The organism is Sphingomonas sp. R86520 (assembly GCF_042466285.1).
Classification (GTDB): domain Bacteria; phylum Pseudomonadota; class Alphaproteobacteria; order Sphingomonadales; family Sphingomonadaceae; genus Sphingomonas.
The window spans coordinates 3,836,910-3,862,109 of record NZ_JAXHBZ010000001.1; the positions used below are offsets into that span (position 1 = coordinate 3,836,910).

18 protein-coding genes are annotated in these 25,200 nt (G+C 65.9%); 8 read left to right on the plus strand and 10 right to left on the minus strand.

The window, feature by feature from the left end; all coding sequences use genetic code 11:
• Positions 1–61: 61 nt before the first annotated feature.
• Positions 62–889: an alpha/beta fold hydrolase gene (locus SJY41_RS17775; protein ID WP_380783542.1), complete on the minus strand. Its 828-nt coding sequence runs from the start codon at positions 887–889 to the stop codon at positions 62–64.
• 265 nt (positions 890–1,154) lie between these two features.
• Here SJY41_RS17775 and SJY41_RS17780 point away from each other — a divergent pair, with 265 nt between their 5' ends.
• Entirely contained in the window at positions 1,155–2,171 is a 1,017-nt protein-coding gene (locus tag SJY41_RS17780) for a GlxA family transcriptional regulator (RefSeq protein ID WP_380783543.1), read from the plus strand.
• Positions 2,172–2,358: 187 nt separating this feature from the next.
• On the opposite strand, the gene SJY41_RS17785 is transcribed toward SJY41_RS17780, so the two are convergent.
• The 7 genes from SJY41_RS17785 to SJY41_RS17815 all read right to left on the minus strand — a co-directional run bounded on the left by SJY41_RS17785 (position 2,359) and on the right by SJY41_RS17815 (position 13,674).
• Positions 2,359–4,338, minus strand: a complete 1,980-nt coding sequence (locus tag SJY41_RS17785; protein WP_380783544.1) for a M1 family metallopeptidase — start codon at positions 4,336–4,338, stop codon at positions 2,359–2,361.
• Between the two features lie 325 nt (positions 4,339–4,663).
• Positions 4,664–6,010, minus strand: coding sequence for an MFS transporter (locus tag SJY41_RS17790; RefSeq protein ID WP_380783545.1), 1,347 nt, complete (start codon positions 6,008–6,010; stop codon positions 4,664–4,666).
• 181 nt (positions 6,011–6,191) lie between these two features.
• Positions 6,192–7,988 (minus strand): alpha-amylase family glycosyl hydrolase, encoded by a 1,797-nt coding sequence (locus tag SJY41_RS17795; protein WP_380784183.1) that lies wholly within the window; start codon positions 7,986–7,988, stop codon positions 6,192–6,194.
• Between the two features lie 20 nt (positions 7,989–8,008).
• Entirely contained in the window at positions 8,009–10,504 is a 2,496-nt protein-coding gene (locus SJY41_RS17800) for a TonB-dependent receptor domain-containing protein (protein ID WP_380783546.1), read from the minus strand.
• A 99-nt stretch (positions 10,505–10,603) separates the two neighbouring features.
• Positions 10,604–11,587: a LacI family DNA-binding transcriptional regulator gene (locus tag SJY41_RS17805; RefSeq protein WP_380783547.1), complete on the minus strand. Its 984-nt coding sequence runs from the start codon at positions 11,585–11,587 to the stop codon at positions 10,604–10,606.
• A gap of 384 nt (positions 11,588–11,971) precedes the next feature.
• Positions 11,972–12,868 carry a glycosidase gene (locus tag SJY41_RS17810; protein WP_380783548.1) on the minus strand — a complete coding sequence of 299 codons (897 nt, stop codon included), beginning with the start codon at positions 12,866–12,868 and terminating at the stop codon, positions 11,972–11,974.
• Entirely contained in the window at positions 12,865–13,674 is an 810-nt protein-coding gene (locus SJY41_RS17815; protein ID WP_380783549.1) for an SDR family NAD(P)-dependent oxidoreductase, read from the minus strand. Before SJY41_RS17815 ends, SJY41_RS17810 begins: the two co-directional genes overlap by 4 nt.
• Positions 13,675–13,945: 271 nt before the next feature.
• Here SJY41_RS17815 and SJY41_RS17820 point away from each other — a divergent pair, with 271 nt between their 5' ends.
• On the plus strand, positions 13,946–16,288 hold the full coding sequence (locus tag SJY41_RS17820) for a M28 family peptidase (RefSeq protein ID WP_380783550.1): 2,343 nt from the start codon (positions 13,946–13,948) through the stop codon (positions 16,286–16,288).
• 109 nt (positions 16,289–16,397) lie between these two features.
• On the opposite strand, the gene SJY41_RS17825 is transcribed toward SJY41_RS17820, so the two are convergent.
• Together SJY41_RS17825 and SJY41_RS17830 are read right to left on the minus strand one after the other, a co-directional pair.
• On the minus strand, positions 16,398–17,798 hold the full coding sequence (locus SJY41_RS17825) for a sensor histidine kinase (protein WP_380783551.1): 1,401 nt from the start codon (positions 17,796–17,798) through the stop codon (positions 16,398–16,400).
• Complete coding sequence (locus SJY41_RS17830) at positions 17,788–18,453, minus strand: response regulator transcription factor (protein ID WP_380783552.1); 666 nt, start codon at positions 18,451–18,453, stop codon at positions 17,788–17,790. The genes SJY41_RS17825 and SJY41_RS17830 overlap by 11 nt, the downstream gene beginning before the upstream one ends.
• A 91-nt stretch (positions 18,454–18,544) precedes the next feature.
• Here SJY41_RS17830 and SJY41_RS17835 point away from each other — a divergent pair, with 91 nt between their 5' ends.
• From SJY41_RS17835 to SJY41_RS17860, 6 genes are all read left to right on the plus strand, one after another.
• On the plus strand, positions 18,545–19,621 hold the full coding sequence (locus SJY41_RS17835; protein ID WP_380783553.1) for an ABC transporter substrate-binding protein: 1,077 nt from the start codon (positions 18,545–18,547) through the stop codon (positions 19,619–19,621).
• The gene (locus SJY41_RS17840; RefSeq protein ID WP_380783554.1) at positions 19,618–21,099 is read left to right on the plus strand and encodes a porin; all 1,482 of its coding nucleotides are present in this window, start codon (positions 19,618–19,620) and stop codon (positions 21,097–21,099) included. Before SJY41_RS17835 ends, SJY41_RS17840 begins: the two co-directional genes overlap by 4 nt.
• A gap of 34 nt (positions 21,100–21,133) precedes the next feature.
• Entirely contained in the window at positions 21,134–22,435 is a 1,302-nt protein-coding gene (locus SJY41_RS17845; protein ID WP_380783555.1) for a CitMHS family transporter, read from the plus strand.
• Position 22,436: 1 nt separating this feature from the next.
• A complete protein-coding gene (locus tag SJY41_RS17850; RefSeq protein WP_380783556.1) occupies positions 22,437–23,474 on the plus strand; it encodes an AbrB family transcriptional regulator in 1,038 nt (345 codons plus the stop codon).
• 14 nt (positions 23,475–23,488) lie between these two features.
• Entirely contained in the window at positions 23,489–24,139 is a 651-nt protein-coding gene (locus tag SJY41_RS17855) for an alpha/beta fold hydrolase (RefSeq protein WP_380783557.1), read from the plus strand.
• 203 nt (positions 24,140–24,342) lie between these two features.
• Positions 24,343–25,107 carry a hypothetical protein gene (locus SJY41_RS17860; protein WP_380783558.1) on the plus strand — a complete coding sequence of 255 codons (765 nt, stop codon included), beginning with the start codon at positions 24,343–24,345 and terminating at the stop codon, positions 25,105–25,107.
• Positions 25,108–25,200: the final 93 nt, after the last annotated feature.

Sequence of the window (25,200 nt, forward strand, 5' to 3'; positions counted from 1 at the left end):
GAACGGAGTCAGAAGTGGCGGGCGGGACATTCCCGCCCGTCACCTCACTCCGCTGGCCGATTCAGCTGCGGATGAACGCCAGGATCTCCGGGTTCAACACGTCGCCGTGGATCGTCGCCATGCCGTGCGGATAGCCGGGATAGGTCTTGATCGAGCCGTTCTTGAGCAGCTTGACTGCCATCCGCCCGGTCGTGTCGATCGGACAGACCTGATCGTCCTCGCCGTGCAGGATCAGCACGGGCTGGTCGATCGATTTGAGGTCGGCGGTGAAGTCCGTGTCGGCGAACGCGTCGATACAGTCATATTGCGCCTTAATGTCGCCGACCATCGCCTGCCGCATCCAGTTGTCCGAGACCGCGGGCATCACCTTGGCATCGGGGCGGTTGAAACCATAGAACGGGCCGGTTGCAAAACCGTTGTAGAAGTCCGCGCGATTGGTGGCGACACCCGTACGAATGCCGTCGATGGCTTCGGGCGGTACGCCGTTGGGGTTGGTCGGCGAACGCCCCAGCCGCGGCGGGATCGCCCCGATCAGCACCGCCTTGGCAACGCGGCCGTTACTGCCGTATTTCGCGACATAGCGGATCGCTTCGCCGCCGCCGGTCGAGTGACCGATATGGATCGCATTGCGAAGCCCGAGATGCGCGGTGACCGCGGCGACATCCGCAGCGTAGTTGTCCATGTCGTTGCCCTTGGAGGCAGGGCTCGACCGGCCGTGACCGCGACGATCATGCGCCACGACTCGGTAGCCGCGCTCGGCGAAATACATCATCTGTGTGTCCCAATCGTCACCACTCAGCGGCCAGCCGTGATGAAACACGATAGGCTGACCGACACCCCACTCCTTGTAGAAGATTTCGGTGCCATCCTTGACAGTTATCGTGCTCATGGTCTTGCCTCCTGAGTCGTGTTGGACGTGTTTCGGTGAGCCAGCCAAGCTTTCGCCACTAAGCGCGAGTGCGGATATGATTGCGGTTCGAACAATAATATCGCGCCGTGAGCCACTGATTAACGGTCGTATTTCGCAATTGTCGTCCGTTGGCATGGTGTGATCCCCGAATAGTGTCGGCCTTGTTGCTTCCAACGTTGTATTAACTTGCATCTAGCGACGGCGTGATCGGTCGATCCGACAAAAAGCGAGGGGTAAATGACAAATGGTGGCGTTTCCTACTCACGCTCCCCCACCCATCGAGATCGCTATCGTCTTGCGTCAAAAGGTGATGCTCGGGATCGTGCACGGTCTGACGGACCTGTTTCGCATTACCGACGACTTGAGCCGGATACGTCTTGGCAGCGACGGGCCGATGATCCGGCTCAGTCATTTTTCCGATACCGGTGTCTGCGGAATCGTGCGGACGTTCGACACGGTTCCGGATGCGATCATGATGGAAGGACATGCCGGCCCGGATGTCATCATCATTCCACCCTGCGAAACCTTGGCGCTTGGTATCGAGAGCGATAGCAAATGGTCGGACTGGCTGACCGCACGCCATGCCGAAGGAGCGGTGCTGGGATCGATCTGCGGCGGTACGTTCCTCCTGGCCCAAACCGGTCTGCTCGATGGGCGTCGGGCGACGACCCATTTGATTTGCGCCCCCGATCTGGCGACGATGTTCCCCGCCGTCCACGTCGATTTCGACGCGTTGCTGACCGAGGAAGACGACCTGATCACGGTGGGCGGGGTCATGGCCTGGACCGACCTTGGGCTCGTCATCGTGCGGCGATTGTTAGGCGCCGCCGCGATGATGGAGACCGCGCGGTTCATGATGATAGATCCGCCGGGACGTGAGCAACGCTTCTATAAGACCTTCTCGCCACAGATCGATCACGGCGATGCCGCGATCCTGAAGGCGCAAAATCAACTTCATGCGTGCGGACCGACCAAGGCCAGCGTCACCGATATGGCCAGTTGGTCGGGCTTGGAGATGCGGACGTTCGCGCGCCGGTTCCGCGCCGCGACGGGTCTGCGTCCAAGCGAGTACCATCAACATCTTCGTGTTGAAAAGGCTAGAGAAATTCTGGAAACCTCAAAGGTTTCGGTAGGCCAGGTGGGACAGGATGTCGGCTATGAGGACCCCGCATCTTTCAGACAGATATTCTCAAAAATAACGGGCCTCAGTCCCCGCGACTACAGGAAGAGGTTTGGATATCATCTCGTCGCAACGCACTGATACTTTTCATTTGCCACTTGGCGATGTCTGGAATCAGGTCAAAGATGTGGTGTTCAACGGACAGATGCTCCGAAGTCCCGCTGGCTGGACAGATGCCTCACCGAGCAGAACGAGCGTCCGATGTTCTGCGGGCGGGCGCCGCCTCGGCGCCCGCTTCCACGTCATCGATGCAGTCGAGCGGACTTGCCTAGTGGCCTTGAGGCACCACGGCGTTGTTGCTTCGGTCACGGTCCGGCAAGAGATGGTCGGGGTCCAGTATGACCGATGCGATGCGCCCGGCCGGTGCGGCGATGACGGGCTTGATCCGCATCCATGTTTCGACAGGTAGCTTGATCCGGGTCGCGTGGCCGTCGGCATATTTCACCTCCAGTACCGCCGGCATGACCAGCTTGTCACGGCTCTCCAGCGTGATGCTGGCACCCTTTGTCGGGTCGCCGTCGGTATAGCCAATGTTCGTCACCGCCAGATCGAGCTGCCAGTTGTTGAAGAACCAGCCGCGCCAGAACCAGCTGAGGTCTTCGCCAGATTCGCTCGATATTTCGCGGAAGAAGTCTGACGGGCTCGGATGCTTGAACGCCCAGTCGACGGTATATTTGCGGAAGGCAGGATCGAAGCGCTCCGGGCCCAAGATCACGTCGCGCAACAGGCGCAACCCCAGCGCCGTCTTGAAATAGCTGACCGAATGGCGGTATTTTTCGCCCATGGCGTCTGGATAGCTCATGATCGGCGGCGCATCTCTGTCGGCCAGCAGCGGCAGGATCTCGTCCACCGGATTGCCGCCGCCGGGGGCATATTCGCTGTCGCGCTTGGGTCCGAACACCCCGTCTTTGAACTCGTCGCTTTCAAACGTGTCGATGAAGGTGTTGAAGCCTTCGTCCATCCAGGCGTCGCGGCGTTCGTTCGAGCCAACCACCATCGGGTACCAGGTGTGGCCGATCTCGTGCGCGGTGATCCAGAACAGCTCCTTGCCCTTGTCCGAAATGCCGTCGAACGCCATTCCCGGATACTCCATGCCTGTCGAACCGCCGGCGATGCTCCACGCCGTCGGGTAGGGATAGGCGAACCAGCGCTGCGAGAAGCGCTCGACGGAATCCTTCAGATACTCCGTTGACCGCCCCCAGCTCGCGTCGCCGACACTCTCGACCGGATACACGCTTTCCGCCAGCGCGGTCTTCCCGCCGGGCAGGTTCATCCGTGCCGCGTCCCACACGAACGCGCGCGAGGCGGAGAAGGCCACGTCGCGCGTATTGGCGAAGTGATAGCGCCAGGTCTTCTCGGCTTTCGCCGCGGAACGCGCGCTATCGCGCTTCACTTCGTCGGGCGTGCGGATCATCACAGTGGCGTCGCTGCTGCCCGCCTTGCCCAGGCGCGCACGCTGGAGCGGTGTCAGAACTTCCGCCGCATTGGTCAGCACGCCGCCGCCTGCGACGATCATGTCGGCGGGCACGGTGACCGCATAATCCACATCGCCATATTCGCAGTAGAATTCCGACCCAAGATACGGGAGCGTGTCCCAGCCGCGCAGATCGTCATAGACGGCCATGCGCGGGAACCACTGGGCGATATCGAATATCGTTCCGTTCGGCGTGTCGAGCCACGAGGTGCGCCCGCCCCATACCCCCGGAATTGCATACCGGTAGCCGATGCGGAACTTCAACTTCGTCCCGCCGCCCTTGAGCGGCTGGTCGAGCCGGAGGGCCATGCGCGTATCGGAGACGACGAACGGGATTGTCACCCAAATCTTGCCGCGCAGCACTTCCACCGACGCGATGACATAGCCTTCGCTATGCGCGCCCGCATCACGGCCTTTCCGGCCGCTGCCCATCGTCGCTGCGCGTGAATCCGGACGATAGATATTCTGGTCGAGCTGCATCCACAGGCTTGGCAGCGCGTCGGGACTGTTGTTCGTGTAATCGACCGTCTCGGTAGCCGTCAGCGTCTTGGCTCTGGTGTCGATCCGAGCAGTGATCGCGTAATCGACACGGTTCTGCCAGTACCCTGGGCCGGGTGCGCCGTTGGAGGAGCGATAGACGTTCACGCTGTCCGGTAGCGGCTGCGGTGCGAAGGCGATCTTCGGGTCGAAGTCGGCGGCCCGAAGCGGAGCTGTGGACAGTATGGCGGCAGCGCATGCGCAGCGTAGCATCGCCCGCGAAAAATGATGTCTCATCGATGCTCCAAACTTCTGCTCTTGAGCATATCATGACCATTCAGCGGCGCATTGATAGCGGGCAAATGCCCGCAAACCCGCACGCCTGTCAGGTACCCAGCATACGCACGGGCCCGCGCCTTCGCGCAAAGTTTGCCGATATCTACACGGCAGTCTCGTTCAGCAAGTAATCCCACCGGGGATCAGGGCGCCCGAACTGAATTCTGGCATCTGCACCGAACAGGCATGAGCCGCAGAAGCCGGGGAACGACAACGCGCCAGGAATGTGAGGTTACGCCAAAATCGTTCAGCCAGCCGCGAATGTCTGAAATCGGGTCCGGACTGCCTACTCTTTTAGTCCGCCAGTTTCGGTCGAGGATGCCGATACGCCCATCGCCACCTGGGTCGTCGCGACGGCGCCGAGGATCATCAACGCGCCGCCGAGATACAGGATGTTGCGCGGTTCGCCGCCGAGCAGCGAGTGGTAGAATAGCGGCACGGTCAGGCTCTCGATGATCATCGGGATGACGATGAACATGTTGAAGATCCCCATGTAGACGCCGTTGCGCTCGGGTGGAATCATGTCGATCAGCATGATGTACGGGTTGCCCATCATGCTCGCCCAGCCGATGCCGATGCCGAGCATCGCCACGAACAGCGCCGCCTCGGTGCGCAGGCCCGGGATCGCCAGCATCGCGATCCCCGATGCGAGCAGGCACGCCGCATGTGCGCTCTTCGCGCCCCAGCGTCGCGCGACCGGGACCAGCGCGATCGCGGCGACGAACGCCACGGCGTTGTAGAACGCGCCGAGCTGGCCGACGGTCAGCACGGTATCGCGGAACGCTTCGCTCTTGGCATCCGACGTGCCGTGCAGCGACCGCGCGACCGCGAAGGTGATGAACTGCCAATAGGCGAACATCGCGTACCACTGACACAGCATCGCCAGCGCGAGCTGTCGCATCGGCCGCGGCATCTCGACCAGCGCGGTTCTGAGGTCACGCAGGGTGCCGCCGAGCGTCAGTGGTTCCTTCGCCAGCCGGGCCTTCTCGTCTTCGGGCAAGGGGAGTTCGGGGACGCGCACGACCGACCAGACGATCGTCGCCAGCGACAGCACCGCGCCGATCAGGAACGCGATCCGCGTGATGTCGGGAATGCCGTTGCCGTCGATCGCGTCCTTGTTGAAACCGATCCACACGAGCAGCGACGGCGAAAGATACGACAGCGTCTGCGCGAGGCCGGTGAACGCCGACTGCGTAAGGAACCCGGCGGCGCGCTGATCGTCGGGAAGGCGATCGCCGACATAGGCGCGGTACGGCTCCATCGTCACGTTGTTGGCCGCGTCGAGCAACCACAACAGGCTGGCGGCCACCCAAAGCGTCGGGCTGTACGGCATCGCCAGCAGGCACAGGCTGCACAGCACCGCACCGATCAGGAAATACGGCGTGCGACGGCCGATCCGGGTCGATGTCCGGTCGCTCATCGCGCCGATCAGCGGCTGGATCAGGAGCCCGGTCATCGGTCCGGCGAGCCACAGCAGCGGCAGGCTCGCCTCGTCCGCACCGAGATAGCCGTAGATCGGCGCCATGTTGGCCTGTTGCAGGCCAAACGAGAATTGCAGCCCGAGGAACCCGAGGTTCATCTCGATGAGACGCATCAGCGAGAGGCGGGGTTTGGTCATGAGGCCGAGGTTCATTGTCATGCCTCTTGTGCGAGATGGCCCGGCGTGGACCTATCGATCCTCCCCCGCCAGGGGGGGGTGGCGCCGAAGGTGACGGAGGGGGAGGACACGGAACCCGCGTTTCGCATGCCTCCCCCTCCGTCTGGCAAGAGCCAGCCACCTCCCCCTGGCGGGGGAGGATTGTGGGTTCGCAGGTTCACGCTGGGGGGCCTGCCCAGATGACGCCCCAGGGTTCGACCGTGAGCGTCACGCCGCAAGGCTGTTCGGACAACCGATCTTGGCAGCCCGCCAACCCTTCGATCGAGACGGGCGTGTCGGAGAAGTTCAGAAACACCCTGTCGCTGCCGCAACCGATCCCGAGCAGTGCGGGGGAGCCCGTCGCTATCGTCGTCGGCGAACCCGCGCCGCCGCTCGCTATACGTGCCGCGCGTAACGCTTCCAGGTCGCCGCTGATCCGCCGCGCGACCACGCCATCGAGCGCCGTCCAGTCCATCTCCGGCCGGTGCAGCCAGCGGCCTTCATGCGCGCGCTCGGGGTCGCTGAGATAGCTGGTGTCGTTGAGCAGCCCCGCCTCGTCACCCATGTACGTCGTTGCCAAGCCGCCACTCGCGATCGACAGTGCGTTGAGCAGCGCGATCCGCCGGAACGCCATTTCGCGGGCATCATCGTCTTTGGCCGCTTCAAGTCCGGCCAGCGATGCCATCGTTCCGTTCGAGCCGTGCAGCACCGACCCGTCGGACTGGAACGGCGCGCCGCGTGCCCAGCTGCCGTCGCCGCCTTCGAGGAACCGCGCCGCGACCTTGAGCCGTGCGACCGGATCGGGGTCGATCCCGGCGAGATCGCCGATTAGCGCGCCCCAGCCGATATCGTCGTGGCACCGCGCATAGCTCAGCCAGTTGGCGCCGCGTGGCAGGCCGCCGCTTGCCTCGACGATCGCGTGGGGGAGGGTGGCGGACTGTTCGGCCAGCGCGACCCAGCCGGCGACCATCAGCGAATTGTTATAGACCAGATGGCATTCGGGCTCGAACCCGCCATCCCAGTCCGCGCCTTCGTCGGCGCCAAAATACGGCGGCACCAGCGCGGTCGGGACGATCGCCTCGGCCTTCAGCAGCGTTGCTGGTGCGACGATGTCGAGCGCCGCTCTGAGCGCGCGGACGATGAAGTGCGCCTCGGGACGGTTGCGGCAATCGGTGCCGATCTGCTTCCACAGGAACGCGATCGAATCGAGCCGGAACGCCTCGAAGCCGTGGTTCGCCAGCCGGAGCATCGTGTCGACGATGGCGAGCATGACTTCGGGATTGGACCAGTTGAGGTCCCACTGGAACGGATAGAAGGTCGTCCAGACCTGTCCGCCCATCGCTGGCACGTACGTGAAATTGCCCGGTGCAGTCGTCGGGAATACCTGCGGCAGATCGGCTTCGTACGCCTGCGCTTCGTCTTCGCTCAGCACGTGATAAAAGGCGCGATAGTGCGGATCGCCGGCCAGTGCCGCCTTCGCCCAGGCGTGATCGTCGGCAGTGTGATTGAGCGCGAGATCCACGCACAGGCTGATCCGCCCGTCGCGCAGCCGGGCCGCGAGCCGCTCGACCTCGGCCATAGTCCCCAGCCGCGGCTCGATCGCGAGATAGTCGGCGACCGCGAACCCGCCATCGCTGTCGCCCTCGCGCGCCTTCAGCAACGCGAGCAAATGGAGGTAGCGGACACCGAGCGATTCGAGATGGTCGACCCGGTCGATCAGCCCGCCGACGGTGCCGGCGTACCGATCGACATAGGTCGAATAGCCCAGCATGTCGGGTGCGACGAACCAGTCGGGATCGGCCAGCCGCGCTTCGTCGAGCGCGACCATCGCCGCCGGCCGCTCGGCCGCCCGGTCGCGGAGGATCGTCTCCATCCGCGGCCAGAGCGTCGCCAGCCGATCGGTGCCGTACAGCCGTTCGAGCTGGCGTTTGAGGAGGGGGGCGAGCGCGTCGAGACGGCGCTCGGTGGAGGTCATAGTCACGCTCACCCGCCCGATCAGAAGCCGACGCGGACCGCGGCGGAGATCGTCCGGCCGGTGATCGAGCGCGCGCGGACGATGCCGTTGGTCGGGATCGCGCCTTCCTCGGCTTCGGTGATGCCCTTCACGTCGAACAGATTGTTGCCGTTGACCGACAGCGTGACGTTCTCGGTCGGATGCACCGACACGAACGCGTTGACCTGCGTGTAGCCCGGCATCTTGAGGACGTTGTTGTCCTGCGCGAAGCTGTCCGTGGTGCCGATCACGTTCGCGCCGACGGTGAGCCGGCCGACATCGACCTGCGGGGTCGCCTGGAAGATGAACTTGGCCTGGCGACGCGGGCGATTGCCCTCGACAGCGGGGTTGAGCACGTCCTTGGTGATCTCGGCATCGGTGTAGGTGCCGCCCGCCGACAGCGAGAACGGTCCGCGTGCGATCCGACCCTCGAGCTCGACGCCCTTCGCCTCATATTGGCGATTGAAGAAGCGCTGCGTCGTCGCCTCGAAATTCTGCTCCTCGGTGCGCGCCCAGAAGCCGGTGGCGTAAAGCGACAGGCCGTTCTGGCGGAACTTGAACCCGCCTTCGAGCTGGCGGACGAAATCGACTGCGGCGCTCTCGTCGGTGAGTCCACCCGTCGTCGTGTTGATCGACGGGCCGAACAACAGGCGATCGGCGTTGGCGCGACCGCCGCGGCTGTAGCGACCGAAGATCGCGGTGCTGTCGGTCAGGCGGAAGTTCGCGCCGCCCGAGTAGGACAGGTAATCATAATTGTAGTCGAGCGGCGAGCGGCGGTTCGGGATCACCGCGACCTGGCGCTCGGCGGCAGAGATCACGCCGTCGCCGTTGATGTCGAACGTCGTGATGCCGCTGCCGAAGCCTGCACCGAGATCGGCGCCGGCAACGCTGCCGCGTGCCCGACCGAAATCGTAGCGGAGCGAACCGTCGATGTTGAAGCGTCCGATCTCCAGACCGAGCTGCGCGAACGGTGCGTAGGTCGTGTAGTCGAGATCGTACGACCGGCGGCAGCAATTGCCGAAGCCGAATGCCGAGTAGCCCGGCGTGCCGTTCTGCGTGACCGGAATGCCCGCTGCGGTGCGGACGTCGACCAGCTGCGAGCGGCCGTCATCGGCGACGGTCTGGACGAACGAGTTCCACAGCCAGTCGCTCTTGATGTCCTGACGCGAGGCGTAGAAGCCGCCGGTGATCGCCAGCGTTCCGGTACCCACAGGCACCGAGCCGTTGAGGCGGATGTCGTTGGTGATGTTGTTGAGGCTCTTCAGGTCGACGTCGAACAGTACGACGTTGGCGAGCAGGCCGTTGCCGTTGAGCGACGCAGGGTTGGCGATACGCTGACCGTTCTGCGGTCCGCTGGCGTAGAACAGCTGCGAGCCTGCGCCGCCGATGCCGTTGGCGATGGTCTGCGCCGAACCGACGGCCGATGGGAAGGGCGAGGTGAAGCCGCCCGAGATATCCGAATAGCGGAACCGCTCGACGATGTTCCAGCCGTCCGCGACCGGGATCTGCGTCTCCAGACCCGCCGAATAGACCACTGGGTGCTGTCCGTCGCGGATCGAGCGCGTGACGAGCTGGTTGTTGCCGTCGAGCGTCTGGACGGTGCGGATGTCGGCGCTGTGCAGCGTGCCGTTGTTGATCGAGAAATTGGTGATGTTGCTGTAGGTCGGGTCGCTGTTCGTGCCGGTCACCTGCACCGGGTTCGGCAGATAGCCGATCGCGCGGTCGTCGAGATACTTGCCGTACAGCCGGACATAGCCGCCATTGCCGAACGACTTGGTGATGTTCGCCTTGAACTGGCCGCCCTTGACGCCGTCGAAGCCGACTTCGCGCTGGCCGTCACCGATCCGGTAGAAGCCGCCGAAATGATAGGTCAGCGTGTCGGACAGCTTGCCGCCCTGGTCGAAATCGACGCGGAATTCGCGGTAGTCGAGCCCGCTGCTGAGCTGAAACGCACCGCCTTCCTGCTCGCCGGTCTTCGAGATGAAGTTGATCACGCCGCCCGGCGAGTTCGACGCGAAGGTCGAGGCCGAACCGCCGCGGACCGACTCGACCGTCCGGACGTTGAAGTCTGCGCGCAGGAAGATGTCCGCGTTGCCGAACGTGATGTCGCCGAATTCGAGGATCGGCAGGCCGTCTTCCTGGAGCTGAAGGAACTTCGAGCCGCCCGATGCGACCGGGAGGCCGCGGACCGAGATATTCGCGTTGCCGTCGCCGCCCGATGCCTCGACGCGGATGCCGGGGAGGTTGCGGAGCAGCTCGCCCGAGGTGCGCGGCGCGAGCTGGATCAGCGCATCCGAACTGATCGAGCTGGTCGTGATCGAAGTGTTGAGCTTGTTCGTACCCCGCGCGACCGCGGTCACGACGATATCGTCCTGCGGTGCGTCCGCGGCTGCGGGTGTCGCGACGGCGTCCGCCTGCGGTTCGGCGGTTTGTGCAGCGGCAGCCGTGGCGAACGAAGCGGCGGCGATGCCGGCCAGCAAAACGTGACGAACTTTCATGCAATCCTCCCTGAGCGGTGGCTTTCTATGAAGCCCAGGATCGCCTCCTACCCTTTCTGCAATCGATTGCAACCGGTCTTTTGCAATCGATTGCAGAAATCAGGCGGACTGTCTTTCCACCAGGGTTGGCGGCACGATCGCAGAGTCCGCAGGCTCGCCGGCGATGCGTTTGAGCAGGCAGTCGACCATCAGCCCAGCGCCGATCGCAAGGTCTTGCCGGATCGTCGTCAGCGACGGCGACGTATGCGCGGCCAGCGTGACATCGTCATAGCCGATGACCGCAGTCGTGCCCGGAACGTCGATTCCGGCTTCGGCCAGCGCGCGGAGCACGCTCATCGCCGCGACGTCCGACGCCGCGAAGATCGCATCTGGCACGGGTCCTTCCGCAAGTCGCTCCGCAACCGCGGCATGGACGTTTTCCGGCATCATCGCTGTCGCCAGCACCTCGCACGCCACGCCCGCGCCGCCGGCCGCCGCCATAAAGCCGGCCAGCCGGTCCGCGAATTCTGGCGGGGCAGGGTCGCCTACGAACAACAGCCGTTTACGCCCCTGTTCGATCAGGTGACGCGCTGCGAGTCCGCCCCCTGCGACGTTGTCGGACCCGATCGTCAGGTGATGCTGACCCTCCCGGTGCGCGCCCCACACCACCAGCGGCGGGTACCGCTGCGCGACGCGCTCGATCACCGCGAACTGGTCCGACTGCCCGACCAGCAACAGCCCGTCGATCCGCCCACTGTCGACGACGCGCTCCAGCCAGTCGTCGGCATCGGGGATCACCCGCGATAGCAGGATGTCATAGCCGCGCTCGACCAGCAGGTCGGCGAGGAACCCGAGCAGCGACAGAAAGAACGGGTCGGTCAGATGCTGGGTCCGGGCGTGGCCCAGTGGCAGTACCAGGCCGATCGCCCCCGTGCTTTTCAGGCGTAGATTGCGCGCGAGCTGGTTTGGCCGCACGTCATGCTCGCGTGCCAGTGCCCGGATCCGCTCACGGGTCTGTGTATTGACGGAAGAGTGTCCGGCCAGGGCGCGCGAAACTGTCGCAGTCGAAACACCCGCGAGGGCGGCCAGGTCGGCGAGTTTCATCGTTCGGGAAATCCTGGTCGATACAGCTGATGGACACGTCGTACGGCCAGCGCCCGAATGCCGCAATTACGAGAGGCAAAGGGCGCGCCGGGCCTGCGGATCGATTAGTCACCGGAGGCTGGCAGGACCGTGGAGATTTGTCGAGCAATCGCAGCGTAGGACCTGCGCGCTGCCGATCGGTCGCGCCGATCGCGGAGTCGAAGCCTGTGCCCAAGACTTGTCCGAGCAGATCGGACTGTAACATTTCCAGTGCTGATCGATCAGCGTGTCGAACGCGATAATGTGTACGCTCGGTCACCTTCGAGATCGGTCGGCCGATGACACAGCTCGCACTTGCCTTGGCGGGGGCGGGGCGGTCTTGTCGAGTACGACGGCCAGTTCCTGCTAACCACCATACCGGCGTATCAACGCGCGTCGCAGCATCCGGTCCTCCAGTGAATAATATAGCGCTATCCGGTCGCCGGCCGTCACGGTCGACGCTGCAAAGGCGATATCGGTTGCCTCACGGGTCACCGCAGGCGGCGGTACCAGCAGCGGTTCGAGCCCGCGCCCCGTCACCCGCGCGAAATCGGGACTAAAGCTCACCCAGCCGATCCGCCAGCGCGCATCATGCGTCGCGCCGTTGTAGAACATCACCGGATCCTCGCCCGCCGCCTGCCAGATCGGCCCGGTCGAAAGATGCCAATTGTCCCAGCTATCCGCGCGGATGCCGAACGGATCGGGCAGCACCGTCCACGGCCCCTTCGGCGTCGGCCCGCCCGCCATGCCGATCCGCGATGCACCGTCCGCTGCATATTCGTAGAACAGCCGCCAGTCCCCGGCCGAGGTCTGCGCGAGCGTCGCTTCCTTGATATTGCCTTCGCCCGGCGGTGCCTTGAGCACCAGATCCTCCTTGACCAGCGCGGTCAGGTCGGACCCCGCGGCGAGGATCATGCAGCCCTGTGCCCGCGCCGCATCGACGCCGGTATAATAAACGAGATACTCGTGGCCGATCACGAGCACGGTCGGATCCTCGCACCCGCCCATGTCCTCGGCACCCGGGCCGGGCGTGATCGCGAGACCCGGATCCATCGTGAAGGCCAGCCCGTCGCGGCTCTCCCCGCGCGCGATGATTCCAGTCGGATCGCGCGGGCCGAGCGGATGCGGCACGCCGCGCACCATGATCCGGTACAGGTCGCCCTCCTGCCAGACGAACGGGCTCATCAGGTCCATGTCCTCGATCACCGATGCGGCGGAGATCGTGACGGTGTCGAGCTGCTCGACCGCATAGGTGATGGTCATGCACCCTGCGCCACGGTCAGCGACAGCGCACCGTCGATCGTCACGGTCGTACCGGTGATATAGTCCGCCGCCGGCGACAGCAGGAACGCGACCAGCGCCGCGACCTCGTCGGGCCGCCCGGCGCGCTTCCACGGGATCGCCGCCTCCTTCGCCGCCAGCTCGTCCGGATGATCGAGCGCGGACTGGTTCATCGGCGTCAGGATCATTCCCGGTGCGACGCCGTTCACCGCGATCCCCTTGGGGGCCAGCTCCAGCGCCAGCGTCGCGGTCAGCTGCGACAGGCCACCCTTGGCCGAATCATAATCGACCCCGCCCGGGCGCGGGGCGCGTTCGTGAATGGAAGAGATATTGACGATCCGGCCCTTGGCATTCTTCGCTTCGAGCGCGCGGACCATCCGCCGGCAGGTCAGGAACGGGCCGTAAAGATCGGAGCGAATGACCCGGTCGAACTGCGTGAGTTCCATGTCGACGAGCATGACGCCGCTCATGTTCAATCCGGCAGAATTGACCAGCAGGCTGACGGTACCGAAAGCCTTTTCGGCCTCCGCGAACAAACGTTCGACCGCGGTTTCGTCACCGACATCGGCCTGTACGGCGATGGCGCGATCGCTTCCACCGATCGAGGCGCAGACTGCCTGCGCCGCCGCGGAGTCCTTGAAATATGTGATCACGACGCGGGCACCGGCTTCGCCCAATGCCTTTGCGCAGGCGGCGCCAATGCCGGATTCACCGCCGGTGACGATAACGATTTGGTTGTCGAACAGGGTCATCCCGGCTGAACCGGCGGCATCACGTCCCAGTTGCATGAATTCGGTGCCATGAAGGTCGCCGCCATCCGGGTCGTACGCACAAAGCCGCGCATTTCCGATATGCACCGGTTGGCACTTACGCCGCTACTCAGACCCGATGATCGACGTCCAGCGTCGGGACGCGGAAATCCAGGGTCCGGACTCGTTCGTCAGATCCACAAGCGGGGCGTTATGCCGTTTGGCTGCATGACGCGCTTCACAAGTCTGCGTTGCAAGCCGGTACAACGCCGTACTCGCCGCGCGTGCCACACTGCGCTAAGCTGCCATTGTGCCTCGACAGACCGCCTTATGGCCGCTCGTCGTCATGCTTTTCCTCGCATTCGGGCTGGGGTGGCTGACCATGCGACCGCCCGCGATCATGCCGGCAACTGCACCCCAGACAGTGTTTTCCGCCGCACGCGCGATGGACGTCGTGAGAATGGTATCGATCTCTCCGCATCCATCCGGCTCGCCGTCCGCGGTCAGCGTACGCCGTGCCCTTGCCCAGCGCCTGCGGGCGGCGGGGCTCAAAGTGTTCGCGTTGCGCGGGACGGGTGCGGGCCTTTCGTCGGGGAAGACGCCGTCGGCGCAAGCCGGCGACGTCGAGACACTGGTCGCCATCTTGCCGGGACGAGACCGAAATCTACCGGCCGTCGCCATGATGGCGCACACCGATTCGGTACCGGGTTCGTTCGGTGCGGCGGACGACGGCTTCGGGGTCGCGGTAGCGCTGGAGACGATGCGCGCGATCAGCGCCGGTGGCAGGCCGGTGCGCGACGTGGTGCTGATCCTGACCGATGGCGAAGAAGCTGGCCTGCTGGGGGCGCGCCTGTTCTTCGCCGATCCGCGCCGCGCCGGGCGGATCGGCGCGCTCGTCAACATCGACTCGCGGGGCACGCGTGGCCTCGGCACGATGTTCGAAACCGGTCCGGGGTCGGGCGGCCTGATCGAGCGGTACCGCGCCGCCGCAGACCATCGCTTCGCCCATTCGGCAGCGACTTTCCTGTATCATCAATTGCCCAACCGTACCGATCTGACGGCAACGGCCGGGTTGGACATTCCCGCGCTGAACTTCGCGTTTCTGGACGGTGAGTTCGATTATCACACGCCGCGCGATGCACTCGCCAACGTCGATCCGCGCACGCTGCAGAGCCTGGGCGATCAAGTCTCTCCCGTTGTGCGTTCGATCGCCGACGACGCGAAGCCGATCCTGCGCGGCCCCGACGGGGTTTTCGTCGATGCCTATCCCGCGTTCGGCATCCGCTATCCGGCATGGGTCGGGTGGCCGCTCCTTGCTCTCGCGAGCCTGCTTGCGGGGATCGGGTTGATGGGAACCGGCCTGGTGCCCACGCTGCGGGCGGCGACGGCCCCCGTGGCCACAGCCTTGGTAACGATGACCGCGGCGCGGTTCGGATACGCCCTGACCGGCGTCGGGAGTGACTGGGGCGCGCATCACCGGATCATGGCGGCGTTCGGGCGCTACGAACTGGCGCTGGCGCTGGTCTCGACCTGCTGCATTCTCGGTTCCGCCGCGTTGCTGCGGGGGGGCTGCCGCAGGGGGCTGGTATCCTTGTGCTGTCTGGCGATGGGCGGCGTTGCCGTCGTCCTGGGCCAGCCACCGCTCGCGACACTCGTGATCGCCGGCGCGGCGGCATTTGCAGCATGGTGGGCGTTCGCCAAGCCAACGGGCCCGCGTGCAGCGCAGGGCGGCGTCCTGGTCGTGGCGCTGCTCCTGTCGTTGGCGATCCAGCTGTCGGCGCCGGCGCTGACGCCGCTGGTCCTGTGGCCGACATTGGCAGCGGCGGGCGGTATGGCGGCGGTTCGCTACCTCCAGGGCGGGCGCTGGATCGCGGCGCTGCTCGGTATTTTTCCGCTCGGCTACCTGATCATCTTCGGCCATGCCGTGCTGCTCGCGCTGGGCATTCCGACGCCGGAAGCGATCGGCGTCTTCGTCCTGTTCGCGGCGCCGATCGTGGTGCCGCTGGCGGGTGAGATGTCGCTTGCCGCCGCCGGGATCGGCCTCGGCCTGGCCGCGATGCTGTTGCTGTCGTTCCGGGCTACCCCCGCGACCGAGCGCCATCCCGATCTGTCGCAGATCTACGGCGTAGCCGATGCGGGCGGACAGAACTGGCTGGTCAGCACGCTGGAGCGACCCGACTCCTGGACGGCGGATGTGCTCGGGCGCGGCGGGAAGGTGCCGGTGCGCGCGACGATGCCGCTGATCTCGAGCGACCCGGTTTGGCGCGTACCGGCCGGTCCGTTCGCAGCGCCGCGGCCGTCGATCGTCGTCGGACGCGAAGGTGGGGGGACGACGGTGACGATCACGCCGGCCGGCGACGGTAAGACGATGGCGCTGCAACTCGTAACCGATCGGGCGCTGGGTTCGGTCGCGGTCGGTAGTCGTACGCTACCGGATTTCGCGGGCCGGGCCGGGACGTTCAAGCTTCGCTGGCAATCGCCGGGCACACCCGCCGTTCTGCGCTTTCACGCCACTCGGGGTACGCATCTCACGATAACGGCGGCTGAGACGACCGAAGGTCGGATACCTTTGCCACCCCGACCGGCGAACGTCGTCGCTTGGCTCGGCTCGGACCGTTTGATCGCGATGACTCGGATCGATGTGAAGTTTTGATCCTCTGCGGAACCGCAGCCGGCCGACAAATACAGTTCATCTCGGTAGGCGTTTGCAAAAGCTTGCACCGCGCGCTCCCCGATGCGCGCCTGGATGATGCGATCACAGGTCATCTGCTCGGTGCGGCAAAGTGCAGGATGATCGCTGTTCCTCTGTCGCTGGGGCCGAATGCGACGCTGGCGTTAAGCCGGGCGGCGGCAGACCGAACGATGGCGAGTCCCAAGCCGCTCCCCTCGGGGCCGTCGCTGCGGCCAAAGCGAACGAACCGTTCGAAAGCCGTTGCACGGTCGACCGGCGAGATGCCGGGGCCGTCGTCGGCAACGCAGACCGAATGTCCCGATGGATCCGCGATGACCGTTACGGTCACCGTGCCCCCCGGGCGGTTATATCTGATACCGTTGTCGATCAGGTTGGAGAGGATCTCGAAAATCAACGTTCGGTGGCCGGCTACGATGCAGGCGGGGCCCTCCAGCGTCAGGTCGATTTCCGCGTCGATCGCCTGAACGAACTGCCGGGTGATGACGGCGGCGGCGACTTCGCGCAGATCGACCGCCTCCAGCGGCGCCGATACGCCGGCCTCTTCGGCACGCGCCAACGCGAGCAGTTGCGTCACCAGCCGTTCGAGACGGACGACCGCGTCGGCGATCTCGTCTAGCGCGCCGCGACGTTCGGCATCGGAACCACGGCGGGCGAGCGCGACCTGGACCTTCAGCACCGACAAAGGCGTGCGCATCTGGTGCGAGGCGTCGGCGGTGAAGCGACGGACCCCAACGGTGGCGGTGTCGAGTTGCGCCAGAAGGCGGTCGAACGCGCCGGCGAGCGGGCGGAGTTCGCTCGGCAGCGGACCGGTATCGAGCGGGGAGAAATCGGGGCGGGCGCGTTCGTCGCGCGCCTCGACGGCGCCGCGGAGGCGGGCGAGGGGGCGGAGACTCCAGCCTAGCGCAGGACGAAGCAGCAGCGCGGCGGCACCGACGAGGACGCATTCGCCGATCAGCAGCGCGAGCATCAGGCGGCGGGTAAGCGCGCCGCGGTTGTCGAGCGTCTCGGCGATCTGGATGATGACGGGCTTGTCGATCCGCGGGAGCGAGCGGCGGACTTCGGCGATGCGGATCTGCTGGTCGCGGTAGCGCGCGAACCGGTAGCGCGGCACGTCGATGTCGAGCGTGGCGGGATCGGGTGCGGGCAGGTCCGCATAGCCGGTGAGCAGGTCCGGCCCGACGGCGACGCGGTAATAGACGTTGTCGCGCTCGGTATTCTCCAGCATCCCGAACGCGGCGGAGGGCAAGTCGAGCGTCACTTCGCCACGTTCGACCTGCACCGTCTCGGCGATCGCGCCGAGCGCACCACCGAGCACGCGGTCATTGGTGCGGCGGACGACGTCGGCGATCAGTGTCGCACCGACCACGCCGATCAGGATCGCCGCCGCCAGCAACGGGCCGAGCACCGCGACCAGCAGGCGAGTGCGGAGTGCGGGCGTGCCCCGATCGGTGGTGTCGGTCTCAGCCGGCATCGAGCATGTACCCGACGCCGCGGACGGTGCGGATACCGGGGCCGTCGGGCGCGAGCTTGCCGCGCAGGCGCGTGACATGGACCTCGATCGCGTTGCCACCGACCGGTTCGTCGAACCCGAACACCTCGCCGATCAGCAGTTCGCGGGGGACGACGCGGCCGGCGCGCGTGGCGAGCGCTTCCAGCACCGCGCGCTCACGTCGACGCAGGTCGAGCGCGCGGCCGGCGATGTCGGCGTCGCCGGTCGAGCGGTTGATCGTCAGCGTACCGACGCTGAGCACCGGCAGCGGATCACCGCCGCGCCGCCGGCCGAGTGCGCGCACGCGGGCTTCGAGCTCTTCGGGCTCGAACGGTTTGCGCAGGTAATCGTCGGCGCCGAGATCGAGCCCGCGCACCCGGTCGTCGAGCGCATCACGCGCGGTCAGCATCAGCACCGGCACCCGCTCGCCACGCCGCCGCAGCGTCTCCAGCACGGTGAACCCGTCGATCCCGGGCAGGCCGACGTCGAGGATCACCAATGCGTACGGCTCGCCTGCGACGACCGACAGCGCGTCCTCGCCGGTCGCGACGTGATCGACCGCGTTGCCGCCCGCGCGCAGCAACGCCGCGATGCTCCGCGCGAGGGCCGCGTCATCCTCGATCAGCAGGATGCGCATGAAAAACCATGAAAGGTTGGTGACAGGTTCGCTTCGTACTCCACCGTTGCAGTCTATCCGAACACAGAGACGGAAGGCGAGGAGAGTGATGATGGCACGAATTTTTATGATCGCACTGCTGGCAGCTACATTCACCGCGACCGCCGTCGTGGCGCAGCGTCCGGCCAGCTATCCGCGCTCCTACGACCAGCTGATCTCCGATGCGCGCGCCGAACGGCAGGTGCGGATCTACGGCAATGCCGACCGCGCGGAATTGCTGCCGGTCGTCGCCGCGTTCCGGAAGCGGTATCCGGGCATCACCGTACTCTACGCGGACATCGGCTCGACCGAGATGTACCGCCGCTTCGTCACCGAGACGCGTGCGAAAAAGATGTCCGCCGATCTCGTCTGGTCGTCGGCGATGGATCTGCAGGTGAAGCTGATCAACGACGGCTTTGCGCAAGGCTATGCGAGCCCCGAAAAGCCCGCGCTGCCGCCGGTGTCGGTGTGGAAGAACATGGGCTTCGGCGTCACCGCTGAGCCGATCGGAATCGTCTACAACAAGCGCCTCGTGCCGCCCGCTCAGGTGCCGCGCACGCACGCCGCGCTGGAGACATGGCTGCGGAAGAATGCGCGCGCCCTGACAGGCCGGGTGACCACGTTCGATCCGGCGCGCTCGAATGTCGGCTATCTGTACCTGTCGGAGGATCTCGCGATCACGCGCGACACGCGGTCGTTGCTCGAGGCGATCGCCGCGACAAAACCCGTGCTGTCGCGCACCAGCGAGCCGATGCTGCGCGGCGTCGCCGAGGGGCGGCAGGCGATCGCGTACAACGTGATCGGCTCTTACGCGGTGGAACGCGCGCGGACCGACCCACGGATCGGCGTCGCGTTCCTCCAGGACTACACGATCGTCACGTCGCGGATCGCGTTCATCGCGCGCGAGGCCGCGCACCCGGCGGCGGCGAAACTCTTCCTCGATTTCCTGCTATCGCGTGAGGGGCAGTCGCTGCTCGCGAAACGCAGCCTGTGGCCGGTCCGCACCGACGTTTCCGCCCGCCGCCTTCCTCAAGCCCAGGCGCGACCGATCCGCGTGGGGCCACAACTTCTCGTCAACCTCGACCGCGTCAAGCGCCAGCGTTTCCTGCGCGACTGGACCGCGATTCTCGCCACCGGAGCCCAACAATGACTCTCTTCCGTACCGGGTGCGCCGCACTCGCGCTGATCGCCGCGACGCCCGCGCTGGCCCAGGCTCCGAGCGACGCCGACCTCGCCGCGCTGGTCCGTGCGCAGGCAGCCGAGATCGCCGCGCTGAAGTCGCGGCTCGACCGGCTGGAGAACAACGCCGCCGTCGCGCAGGCGTCCGCGCCCATACCGCCGGTCCAAATCGCACCGCAGGCAGTCGCGCAGAACACCGAGCCGCGTCGCACGGTGCCGTTCGCGCCACAGCTCGCGCCCCCCGGCCCGGCCGACCGCAGCGTCGCGCAGGCGGTCGCCGCGCGCGACAATCCGTCGGGCGTGACCACCGAATGGGGTGCGGGCCTGCCCGTCTTCCACTCGGCGGACGGCGTCTACACGTTCAAGCCGCGCGGCCGCATCCTGACCGACGTCAGCTCCAGCTTCGGCTCGAAATATGATGGCCGCAACATCACCACGACGGGCATGCGCGCACTCCGACTTGGCCTCGAAGGCGGCGTCGGCACGCATTTCTTCTACCAGTTCGAGAGCGACTTCTCGGAGAACGAGGTCGACGTCGTCACCGCGTTCGTCGGCTGGCGCAACAAGATCAAGCCGGGCCTCGACTATGACGTCCGCGCCGGTCACCTGTTCAACGATCGCGGCTTCGAAGGCTCGACCGGCTCGGATTCGACCCCGTTCCTCGAACGCACCACGGTCGCGACCGCGATCATTCCGCAGCGGGGCTTCTACGGCATCGGCGTGATGCCGCGCCTGTTCTGGAAGACCGGCCATGCCTCGGTGACGATCACTGGCGACCGGATCGACGGCACGCAGACGGTCGGTGACAGCCGCACGGTGCTCGGCCGCGCGCACTGGAACCCGATCAAGTCCGATACCGGCGTGCTCCATATCGGCGCGTGGGGCTTCGACGAATCGCTGTCGTCGGTGGCGGGCACGCTGACGCGCAACACGGTGATCGGCGGGCGCTTCAACGGCGCGCTGCGCGTGTCGACGGGCCCGCTGATCGGCGGCACCGGCACGACCGGCTACGGCGTCGAGCTCGGCGGCTATCGCGGTCCGTTGTGGGTGATGGGCGAAGCGGGCCGCCGCAACGCGCGGCTCGACGGCGGACGTCCCGATTTCGTCAGCAAGGCGTGGAGCGTCTCGGGCGGGCTGTTCCTGACCGGCGACCTGCCGCCGTACAATCCGCGCCTCGGTAGCTTCGGCCAGCCCAAGGTGCTGAAGCCGACCTTCGACGGCGGGGTCGGCGCAATCGAGCTGACCGCGCGCTACGAAAGCCTCGATTTCGACAATCTGCTGACCGGCGGCGACGGCTGGGCGGCGACCGTCGGGGTTAATTGGTACCTCAACAGCTTCACCCGCTTCCAGGTGAACGCGATCCAGTGGAACACCGACAACCGCGCCGGCGACTATGTCGGCAACGACAGCGGCCAGACCCTCAGCGCCCGCGTCGGCGTCACCTTCTGATCTCCCTATTCACGCCCTTTCCTAGGACGATGCGATGAACCTTGCCCTGCTCGGCTTCCTGATGGTCGCCACGTTCATGACGTTGATCATGACCAAGAAGATGACGCCGCTGGTCGCGCTCATCGTGATCCCGTCGATCTTCGGCGTGTTCGCGGGTGAGGCCGCGGGTCTCGGCCCGATGATGATCGACGGGATCAAGAACCTCGCGCCGACCGGCGTCATGCTGCTGTTCGCGATCCTGTTCTTCTCGACTATGACGGATACAGGACTTTTCGATCCGCTGGTCGGGCGGCTGATCCGGATGGTTCACGGCGATCCGATGCGGATCCTGATCGGGACGGTCGTGCTGTGTGCGATGGTGAGCCTCGATGGCGACGGTTCGACCACCTACATCATCACGATCGCCGCGCTGTTGCCGCTCTACAAGCGTTTCAACATGAACCGGCTGTACCTCGTCTGCCTGTTGATGACGACGAGCGGAATCATGAACCTGACGCCGTGGGGCGGGCCGACCGCGCGTGCCGCGAGCGCGCTGAAGCTCGATCCGGCGACGCTGTTCCTGCCGCTGATCCCCGGCATGATCGCCGGTCTCGCCTTCCTGATCGGTCTCGCGGTGTATTTCGGGCGGAAAGAGCGCGTCCGGATGGGTGAAGCGGGGATCACCGCGGACACCGAGTTCACCGGCATGGCCGTCTCGCAATATCCCGAGGCACGCCGTCCGAAGCTGATCTGGTTCAACGCAGCCCTCGTCATCACGCTGCTGACGTTGCTGGTCTGGGGCATTCTCCCCTTGTCGGTGCTGATGATGCTGGCGTTTGCGATCGCGATGATCGTCAACTATCCCGGCGTCGCCGACCAGAAGGAGCGCATTTCCGCGCATGCCGGCAACGTGCTGGCGGTCGTTTCGCTGATCTTCGCGGCGGGCATCTTCACCGGTATCCTCGGCGGTACCGGCATGGTCGAGGCGATGAGCAAGGCGGTGGTCGGCGTGATCCCGCCCGCGCTCGGGCCGTACATGGCGCCGATCACCGCGGTGCTGAGCATGCCGTTCACCTTCTTCATCTCGAACGACGCGTTCTATTTCGGGATGCTGCCGATCCTCGCCGAGGCCGGTGCGCATTACGGCGTCGCGCCCGAAGCGATCGCCCGCGCGTCGCTGATGGGCCAGCCGGTCCACCTGCTCAGCCCGCTGGTGCCGTCGACCTATCTGCTGGTCAGCCTGGTCGGGATCGACCTCGCCGATCACCAGCGTTTCACGCTCGTGCCCGCGATCGCCGTCTGCGTTGTGATGACCATCGTTGGCATGATCGCGCTCGCCTTCCCGTTCGTCGCCTGAGGTGAGCGTCGCGTCCCTCCTGCGTTTCATCGCCGCGCTCGGCGTCGGGGCAGGTGGGGGCACGTTGTTCTGGGCGATCGGCGCGCCCTTGCCGTGGGTGCTCGGATCGATGGCGGCGTGCGCGGCCGCCAGTATCGCCGGCCTGCCGGTCGCCGCGTCGTCGGCCACCCGCAGGCCGATGGCGGCGGTGATCGGCGTCGTGCTCGGCAGCAGCTTCCGCCCCGACCTGCTGACGCAGGCGCGCGAGTGGATCGTCCCGCTCGCGCTGCTGCCGGTCTTTCTCGCCAGCGCCGCGCTGGTCTGCGTCACCTATTTCCGCCGCGTCGCGAAGTTCGATCCCGCTACCGCCTATTTCGCTGGCATGCCCGGCGGGATCGCGGAGATGGTGGTGATGGGGTCGGAGCGCGGCGCCGACGAACGCACGATCGGGCTGATCCACGCGGCGCGCATCTTCCTGGTCGTCTTCACCCTGCCGTTCCTGATCCGCCTCGTTGCCGCCCCGGTCGAGGTGCGCCGCGTGATCGCGGTCGGCGGCGATACCGCGAGCTGGACGCTGCTCGGCTGGGCGCTCGGCTGCGTCGTCACCGGGCTGGTCCTTGGCCGCGCATTGCGATTGCCCGCTTGGCATCTGGTCGGTCCGCTCGCCATTTCGGCCATCGTTCATGTGACGGGAGTCGCCGACTTTCGCATACCCGGCTGGGCGCTCGGCGCCGCACAGGTCGGATTGGGCGCGACGATCGGCTGTCGGTTCGCCGGCCTCACGCTGCGCGCGCTGTTCCGCACGCTGCTGCTCGCCGCAGGATCGACGATCCTGCTCCTGGTGCTGACGATCGTCTTGGCAGTCGGCATCGCGGCCGTGACCGACATCGATCCGGTCCTGCTGGTGCTCGCCTATTCGCCCGGCGGACTGGCCGAGATGAGCATGGTCGCGCTCAGCCTCGCGCTCGAACCCGCCTTCGTCATCGTCCACCATCTCACCCGCGTCGTGCTGGTGCTGATCGGGGCGCCGCTTGCCTTCCGTACTTCAACCCCTTCCTGACCGGAGATCCCGCCATGCTTACCCCCCTCGTGTTGTTGCCGGCCATGGGCTGCGACGGGCAGCTCTGGGCGCGGCAGATCATGGATCTCGCCAAGCTCGCCCAGCCCGAATTCGGCAATTTGTCACAGGACGATACCTTGTCGGACATGGCGGCACGCGTGCTGGCCGACGCACCGCGCCGCTTTGCCGTCGCAGGTGTCAGCCTGGGTGGCTACGTCGCGATGGAGATGGTGCGGCAGGCGCCCGACCGGATCACGCGCATCGCGCTGTTCGGTACGCGCGCATCGATGGAGGTGCGACCGCGCACGGTGGTCGGTCAGGGTCTGCTCGCCACTGCCCCCCATGCCGACCCGCGCCTGACTTCGATCGTTGCCGGCCCCGCGCAGGCGATGGCCGAGCGCGTCGGGCAAACGGTGTTCGAGCGCCAGCAACGCGCGCTGCTGGCCCGGCCCGACATCCACGAGGCGATCGCCGCGATCCATGTGCCGACGCTGGTCGCAGTCGGCGACCGCGATCGGATCTGCACCCCGGACGATGCCCGCGCACTGAGCGAACAGATCGAAGGCGCGCGCTTCCACCTTCTGCGCGCGTGCGGTCACCTGTCGCCGTTGGAGCGGCCGGGGGAAGTGACGGCACTGCTGCGCCAGTGGCTGAAACAAGGTTGACCGGCACACGCCGACGAAAAATCAGCCCAGGGGCCGACATTCATCCTGGCTCCGACCATGAAGGGCCGGAAACCGGAATGCTTCTCGGGCTGGGCGGCTGCATAACTCGCTCGGTGTGCGTCGACCGCCATAGGTAGCGAGTCCACGCCGCCGTCCACGGAAGAGTTCTAGACCCAGCCGGGAAAGACCGTCATCGTCCTTGGATGAACGATAATACCGGTCATCGTGAGCCGATGATACACCGTGCCCGGAACGTCGCGGCTGGTTTCGCGGATGTAGGGCTTACCCATGCCGAAGACCTGCTGCGCCGCATGTCCCCCGAAGGCCGCGAGCAAGCGCGCCGCGAGCGCGAGGCCAGAACACGACGACGGAAGCGCCTGATGGTCCGATTGGTTTTGGTCGCCATCGCGTCGCTGCTCGTCTGGGCGATGCTGACGCCATTTGCCTCAGCCGCTGTGGCGTTCGCGGTCGCCTCGGCGTTGATGCTGCTCTTGACGACGATAGTCTTTGTACGCGCCGATCCGCGCGTGCCTGGACGCGAGGCCTTGGCAGAGACCGCGCTTCCTGGCTTGGCTGAGCAAGCCGTCACCTGGCTTGCCGCCCAACGCCGTGGCATGCCGCTACCTGCGCTTCAGCTTGTCGATGCGGTCGGCCGTCGCCTGGATGATCTGGCGCCACGTCTTGGCCGGCTCGATCCCCGCAGCCCTGCAGCGGCATCGATCCGGAAGCTCGTCGCCGTGGAGATGCCGGCTCTGGTGGACGGCTGGCGTCTGGTACCTATCTCGGCGCGACGTGTAGCGCATGCCGATGGCCGTATGCCGGACGATCACTTGGTCAATGGCCTGCAGCTTATCGACGCGGAACTCGCGCGCGCAAGCGATCAGCTCGGGAAGAGCACGCTCGACGAAATTGCAATTCAGGGGCGGTATCTCGAACTCAAGTACAGCGATGACAGCCGTTCTGTGTGATCCCGCGTGGCAGGAAAAGGCGGAAGCTTGGAGCGGCGTATTGATGCCCACCCAACGCAGCCGGCGTCAGGCGTTCGGCGCACCCTCTACCGC

Excerpts from the sequence above, each read along its gene's own strand:
- SJY41_RS17855 (WP_380783557.1), top strand. The coding sequence starts at position 23,489 with ATGCTTACCCCCCTCGTGTTGTTGCCGGCCATGGGCTGCGACGGGCAG.
- SJY41_RS17810 (WP_380783548.1), bottom strand. The coding sequence starts at position 12,868 with ATGACCATCACCTATGCGGTCGAGCAGCTCGACACCGTCACGATCTCC.
- SJY41_RS17790 (WP_380783545.1), bottom strand. The coding sequence starts at position 6,010 with ATGAACCTCGGCCTCATGACCAAACCCCGCCTCTCGCTGATGCGTCTC.
- SJY41_RS17800 (WP_380783546.1), bottom strand. The coding sequence starts at position 10,504 with ATGAAAGTTCGTCACGTTTTGCTGGCCGGCATCGCCGCCGCTTCGTTC.
- SJY41_RS17825 (WP_380783551.1), bottom strand. The coding sequence starts at position 17,798 with ATGCCGGCTGAGACCGACACCACCGATCGGGGCACGCCCGCACTCCGC.
- SJY41_RS17845 (WP_380783555.1), top strand. The coding sequence starts at position 21,134 with ATGAACCTTGCCCTGCTCGGCTTCCTGATGGTCGCCACGTTCATGACG.
- SJY41_RS17830 (WP_380783552.1), bottom strand. The coding sequence starts at position 18,453 with ATGCGCATCCTGCTGATCGAGGATGACGCGGCCCTCGCGCGGAGCATC.
- SJY41_RS17835 (WP_380783553.1), top strand. The coding sequence starts at position 18,545 with ATGGCACGAATTTTTATGATCGCACTGCTGGCAGCTACATTCACCGCG.
- SJY41_RS17840 (WP_380783554.1), top strand. The coding sequence starts at position 19,618 with ATGACTCTCTTCCGTACCGGGTGCGCCGCACTCGCGCTGATCGCCGCG.
- SJY41_RS17785 (WP_380783544.1), bottom strand. The coding sequence starts at position 4,338 with ATGAGACATCATTTTTCGCGGGCGATGCTACGCTGCGCATGCGCTGCC.
- SJY41_RS17795 (WP_380784183.1), bottom strand. The coding sequence starts at position 7,988 with ATGACCTCCACCGAGCGCCGTCTCGACGCGCTCGCCCCCCTCCTCAAA.
- SJY41_RS17860 (WP_380783558.1), top strand. The coding sequence starts at position 24,343 with ATGAACGATAATACCGGTCATCGTGAGCCGATGATACACCGTGCCCGG.
- SJY41_RS17775 (WP_380783542.1), bottom strand. The coding sequence starts at position 889 with ATGAGCACGATAACTGTCAAGGATGGCACCGAAATCTTCTACAAGGAG.
- SJY41_RS17780 (WP_380783543.1), top strand. The coding sequence starts at position 1,155 with ATGGTGGCGTTTCCTACTCACGCTCCCCCACCCATCGAGATCGCTATC.
- SJY41_RS17805 (WP_380783547.1), bottom strand. The coding sequence starts at position 11,587 with ATGAAACTCGCCGACCTGGCCGCCCTCGCGGGTGTTTCGACTGCGACA.
- SJY41_RS17815 (WP_380783549.1), bottom strand. The coding sequence starts at position 13,674 with ATGCAACTGGGACGTGATGCCGCCGGTTCAGCCGGGATGACCCTGTTC.